Source organism: Pseudomonas khavaziana (assembly GCF_019145205.1).
GTDB classification, from domain to species: domain Bacteria; phylum Pseudomonadota; class Gammaproteobacteria; order Pseudomonadales; family Pseudomonadaceae; genus Aquipseudomonas; species Aquipseudomonas khavaziana.
Window position 1 is genome coordinate 1 of record NZ_JAHSTT010000083.1, and the last position, 226, is coordinate 226.

Here is a 226-nt window from a genome sequence, read left to right on the forward strand (position 1 = left end):
CAGACTGTGTGAAAACCTAGCAATCTGCCGGCCGGTTAAAGAAAATGCCCGTATCGCAAGATACGGGCATTTTGCTTATGCGCTATATCCAAGGTGAAGACCGCTCCCAGAGCGCTCTGTTTCCACTTTCGTTGGACGAACTTATCCCCGATGACCATCTGGTTCGGGTGATCGAGGCCTACATTTCCCTGCTGGACCTTGAGCAGTTGGGTTTCGACAAAGCCAG

1 pseudogene is annotated in these 226 nt (G+C 51.8%); it reads left to right on the forward strand.

What is annotated here, in order from left to right:
- Positions 1-77: 77 nt before the first annotated feature.
- Positions 78-226 (forward strand): annotated as a pseudogene (locus KVH01_RS29630) (IS5/IS1182 family transposase); the annotation flags it as partial.